Source organism: Arthrobacter sp. Y3223164, from assembly GCF_059091005.1.
Genome location: NZ_JBNHGF010000246.1, coordinates 1 through 4,227 on the forward strand (window position 1 = coordinate 1; position 4,227 = coordinate 4,227).

At 69.3% G+C, this 4,227-nt stretch carries 5 protein-coding genes; 1 reads left to right on the forward strand and 4 read right to left on the reverse strand.

The window, feature by feature from the left end:
- Positions 1 to 806: PfkB family carbohydrate kinase (locus tag AC5RUJ_RS11850; protein ID WP_494155903.1), on the reverse strand; the 806-nt coding region annotated here is incomplete at its 3' end.
- 383 nt (positions 807 to 1,189) lie between these two features.
- On the opposite strand from AC5RUJ_RS11850, the gene AC5RUJ_RS11855 reads away from it, so the two are divergent.
- Positions 1,190 to 1,639, forward strand: coding sequence for a hypothetical protein (locus AC5RUJ_RS11855; protein WP_493999985.1), 450 nt, complete (start codon positions 1,190 to 1,192; stop codon positions 1,637 to 1,639).
- Positions 1,640 to 1,663: 24 nt separating this feature from the next.
- Here the strand turns inward: AC5RUJ_RS11855 and AC5RUJ_RS11860 are convergent, their stop codons facing one another.
- The 3 genes from AC5RUJ_RS11860 to AC5RUJ_RS11870 form a co-directional block, all read right to left on the reverse strand.
- Positions 1,664 to 2,365 carry an esterase/lipase family protein gene (locus tag AC5RUJ_RS11860; protein WP_494129009.1) on the reverse strand — a complete coding sequence of 234 codons (702 nt, stop codon included), beginning with the start codon at positions 2,363 to 2,365 and terminating at the stop codon, positions 1,664 to 1,666.
- Positions 2,362 to 3,138 carry an alpha/beta fold hydrolase gene (locus tag AC5RUJ_RS11865; RefSeq protein ID WP_494129010.1) on the reverse strand — a complete coding sequence of 259 codons (777 nt, stop codon included), beginning with the start codon at positions 3,136 to 3,138 and terminating at the stop codon, positions 2,362 to 2,364. The genes AC5RUJ_RS11860 and AC5RUJ_RS11865 overlap by 4 nt, the downstream gene beginning before the upstream one ends.
- A gap of 17 nt (positions 3,139 to 3,155) precedes the next feature.
- Positions 3,156 to 4,227: AAA family ATPase (locus AC5RUJ_RS11870; protein ID WP_494155904.1), on the reverse strand; the 1,072-nt coding region annotated here is incomplete at its 5' end.

The window sequence follows — 4,227 nt, forward strand, 5'->3', positions numbered from 1 at the left end:
ACCACCGCCTCGTGGATGGTGCCGCCGTCGGCCAGGGTCGCGGCGACCCCGGCGGTCAGCGAGTCTCCCGCCCCGTGGGTGTCCACGCTCTGCATCTCGGGGACCCGGATCTCGCTCAGGGCGCCGTCGTGCAGCATCAGGGACGGAAGGTGGGCGCGGGTGACAATCACCGTGCCGGCCCCCTCGTCGTGCATGCCGCGCATCGCCTCAATGATCGCCTCGGGTTCGTCCGAGGCGGCCCGCCCGCTCTCGGTCAGTTCGTCGTCGGCGATTTTAGCCACGCTTACGCCTCCGGCGAGCGCGGCGGTGAGCCGGTCGCCGGTGAGGTCGGTGATCACCCGGCAGCCGGCGGTGCGCAGGTCGGCGGCAAGCCTCCGGTAGACGTCGTGCGGTACGGCGTCTTCGCGGACCGCGCCGCTGAGGATCGCCGTGCCCGCCTCGATCCCGGCCTGCAGGGTCAGGCCGTAAAGTTCGTCGAGCTCATGCCGCGTCAGTTTTTCCCCGGGGCTCTCGGCGATGACCTCCCGGTCGCCGCCGCGCCGGTCATGGACGTACGCCGCGCTGCTGCCCTCGCCCTTTACCGGGAGGACCTTGACCCCCTCGTCGGCGATCAGATGCCGGATCACGCCGCCGGCTTCGCCCGAGAACGCCGCGCACATCGTGACGGACGCGCCGAGTGCGGTCAGCATCCGCGCCTGCCAGACGCCCTGGCCACCGGCGTGCAGGTGGATATCGGCGGTGCCCTCGACGTCCTCCACCGTCACGGTGAGCACGGGCGAGGGAGCGAAAATAACTACGGAGCCCATCGCGTGCCTCCCTCGAACGATCCAGCCATGTTGCCTCCTTTTTTGTTGCCCCGGGGCAGCCGTCACGGCTGGGCGGCTGCCCGCTCACATCGGTAGCCGACCACACTCCCAGCCTCCTGGCCCCGGGCGTGCGCACCTGCGCTTCGCCCGGCCGTTTGCCTGCAGCCCGGGAGGGGTCGATTCTGGTTTCGACACTAACGCCCAACCGGGGCACGGACAATGGGCGCTCGGGCGGTAGCGGTCCGCCCGTGGTTCCCGTTAGGGTGGCTCGGAGCCGGTCCCCGCGGCAATCTTCCGGCACCGGATAAGTCCCGGCACACCGGAGCACCGGTGTGCACGGACAGATGGCCCGGGGAGCCGACGGGCTGAAAGGAAGAGAAGAAGTGCCTGCCTCCACTCCCGCAGCATGCAAAGCCCGCGTTGCCGCCGTCGCGTTGCTCACACTGCTGGGCCTGGGACTGGCCGGCTGCAGCGCGCCGGACTATGAGGGGCCTTACGACCGCGGCTTCGTCAACACGCTGGACTCGCTCGAGGGAAAGTCGGTCACTGTGACCGGGGCGGTGGAAGAAGTGGTCGCGCCCGAAGCCTTCACCATCGCAGACCCGGCGGACCCCGCCGTTGAACCGCTGCTGATCATTTACGACACCGACCTCGACGACCTGTCGCCGGGAGAGCCAATTCGAATCACCGGGATCCTCCATACGGTCCTCAATCTTCCGTATCTGGACGACGAAACCGGCACCGGCCCGGACGACGCGGTTCTTGCCCCATGGGATCGGAAGCCGTATATCAAGGCTTCCGTCGTCACCGCTCCGCCCTCCGCTGGCGACTAGGCGCCGCAGCTTGCATCGGGCCGGTCATTCCGGCGTCGCGCCGTCCAACACCCGGTCGATGATCTCCCGGACGCGGTCCTCGGCAATGATCGTGAAGTGCCCGCTGGTCTCGAGCCGGATGTTGGTTGCGCCCTCGAGCCGGCAGCCGCCGGGAATGTGCGGGTCGAAGGCGCTGTAGACGGACACGATCCGGTGGTTGACAGCCAGGTTGGCCAGCAGTCGCCGCAGGACGCGGTTGTTCGGCGCGAACGCCCGGACCATCGGCGTCACCGCGAAGGACGCGTAGCGGGAGCCGGAAAACGGCGTTCCGATCGCCACCATGCGCTTCACCCGCGCCCCGGACTCCGCGCCCGTCATCACGTATTTGCCGATCAGTCCGCCCTTGCTGTGCGCGATGATGGTCACGTTGTCCAGGTCCTGGCCGCGCAGGTAGTCGGCGACCAGCCCGGCCATCCGCTCGACGCTGCCCACGTTGAAGCCCAGCGGCTCGATCACGTGCACCGGATGCCCGCGCCCGTGGACGTGCTCGATCAGCGGGCGCATGAACTTCCAGGACTCGTAGATGCCCGGAAGTACGACGACGGGGTCCGCCGCGCGGGTTCCGGCCTCCCGGTACCGCGCCGGGCCGGTCCGGTCGAAGAGTCCGCGGACCTGCCGGCGGCCGATGTAGGCGTAGTCCAGCAGCCAGGCCCGGCCCAGCCGCAGTCGAGGGAGCAGACGGTTCATTGCCGGTCTATGACGGCAGCATCGTCGAAGCCGGCCGTGGCCAGGCACAGGCGGGCCACCGGGCCGGGCGAACGGAACATCATCACGTGCGCCTCGCCCGGGATGCTGTCCACGATCGTGCCCGGGCAGGCAGCGGCCAGTTCGCGGCACCAGTCCAGCGGCACGATCGGGTCCCGGTCGCCGCGGACGATGCGCACCGGCACCTGCACCCCGGCGATCCGCTGCTCCAGCTTTTGGTCGAGCATGGCCGGCAGTGTCTTCAGGAACCAGCGCGGCCCGCAACGAAGGTAGTCGGTGGCCTCGATCATGTCCACGGTCAGCGGTTCCCGGAACCCGTCCTGAAGCAGCCGGAGGCCGTGCTGCCAGGCCGTGCGCTCGCGGCGGTTCGCCGTCGGCGCCAGCAGCACCAGCGCGGCGGCGGTGTCCGGGTGGTGCAGCGCCATTTCGACGACGATCTGGCAGCCCATTGAGTGGCCCACCAGGACGGCGGGGCCGATGTCCAGCCGGTCCATGGCCGCCTCGACCAGCCCGGCGAAGTCCACCAGCGAAAGTGCCCGGTCGGGTTTGGCGGTTCCGCCGTGGCCGGGAAGATCGACCAGATGTACCGTTCCGTGCCGGGTCAGTTCAGCCGCGAGGGGTTCGAAGTAACGTCCGGAGACGCCGATGCCGTGTACCAGCACGAAGTCCGTGGGCCCGGAGCCGACGGTCCGGATACGGACCTCGCATCCGTCGATGGTCAGCAACTGGGCTGTCTCGCCCGGTATTCCCGCCAATTCGCCTGCCTTTCTGCTCAGTCGACCAGGGCCTTTGCATGTTCCAGCCGCTGCGAGATGACGGTGGTGACGCCGTCGCCGCGCATCGTTACACCGTACAGCGCGTCGGCCACTTCCATGGTGCGCTTCTGGTGGGTGATGACGATCAGCTGGCTGGATTCGCGCAGCTCCTCGAAAATGGTGATCAGCCGGCCCAGGTTGGTGTCGTCCAGCGCCGCTTCCACCTCGTCCATCACATAGAACGGGGACGGCCGGGCCTTGAAGATCGCCACCAGCAGGGCCACCGCGGTCAGCGAGCGCTCGCCGCCGGAGAGCAGGGACAGGCGCTTGATTTTCTTGCCGGCGGGCCGGGCTTCCACGTCGATGCCCGTGGTGAGCATGTCCTCCGGGTCAGTCAGCACCAGCCGGCCCTCGCCGCCCGGGAAAAGCCGGCCGAACACGCGCTCGAACTGCACGGCGGTGTCGCGGTAGGCCTCGGTGAAGACCTGTTCCACCCGCTCGTCGACTTCCTTGATGATCTCCAGCAGGTCCTTGCGCGTGGCCTTGAGGTCCTCCAGCTGGGTGCTCAGGAACTGGTGGCGTTCCTCCAGCGCCGCGAACTCCTCGAGCGCCAGCGGGTTGACCTTGCCCAGCGCGGCCAGGTCGCGCTCCGCTTTCTTGAGCCGCTTCTGCTGCTCCTCGCGTACGAACGGGACACCCTCGGCGACGGCGTTGCCGTCCTCGTCCACCGGCGCCCGCAGGGCGGCCCACTTGTCGTTCGACGCCGCGGTGGCGACCGGCACCGGCTGGTCCGGCCCGTATTCGGCGATCAGGTGGTCGGGGGTCAGGCCCAGCTCCTCGATGGACCGGGTCTGCAGGGCCTCGATCTTCAGCCGCTGCTGGGCCCGTGCCAGCTCGTCGCGGTGCACCGTGTCCGTCAGTTCGCGCAGTTCGGCGGCGAGCGCGTCGGTCGACGAGCGGACCGTGGACAGCTCCGCCTCCCACGCCGCGCGCACCTCTTCGGCCTCGTCCCGTTCCCGCTCGGCGAGGTCCACCGAGACGTCCAGCCAGGCCAGTGCCTCCCGGGCGCCCTGTGCGACGGCGGCGGCC

Excerpts from the sequence above, each read along its gene's own strand:
- AC5RUJ_RS11860 (WP_494129009.1), bottom strand. The coding sequence starts at position 2,365 with ATGAACCGTCTGCTCCCTCGACTGCGGCTGGGCCGGGCCTGGCTGCTG.